The organism is Collinsella aerofaciens (assembly GCF_018785245.1).
Lineage (GTDB): Bacteria > Actinomycetota > Coriobacteriia > Coriobacteriales > Coriobacteriaceae > Collinsella > Collinsella aerofaciens_AD.
In genome coordinates, this window is the sequence record NZ_WQPL01000071.1 from 1 (window position 1) to 501 (window position 501).

Sequence of the window (501 nt, forward strand, 5' to 3'; positions counted from 1 at the left end):
TCGCTCATATGACCCAATCCGCTGTCAAGAGCCACAATGGCCCCGCCGACCGCTTGCAATCGGTCGGCGGGGCCTGCCGTTGAACCCGTCCCGGTCCGCCCCCGGCATGTCGTCGACGCCTTCGGCTCAGTCTCATATCCGCGGATACCGCTCCGGCGGCCCGCAATCCTCTCCTTCGGCGGGGCTCCCCAAGTCTGACTACGCGCATGCGGCCGCTGCCGCGCGCCCAGCGAAAGCGGGGGTATCCCCGAAGGCTGCCCGGCTCGCCGGGACGGGGGCTATGTCTATTCGGTTGCCTCCCGGCACATCGCGCCGAGGGCCCACAGCCACCTCACGAGCTCGGCGGCGGTGGCGGCGTTCGCCTTCGCCTGGGGCATGCCCCTGGCGAGCATCTCCTCGCGGCGCCGGAGCAGGCGCTCGGAACCCTTCCTCCCGTGCATCCTCACCTCGAGCGGGACGCCGCTGCCCTTGGGCATCAGCTTCGGTTGGTGGCCGGCCTGG

At 70.9% G+C, this 501-nt stretch carries 1 protein-coding gene; it reads right to left on the reverse strand.

The features are described from left to right. Positions 1 to 284: 284 nt before the first annotated feature. Positions 285 to 501 (reverse strand): hypothetical protein (locus tag GPK39_RS09215; protein WP_423237422.1); only part of this gene is annotated, 217 nt, incomplete at its 5' end.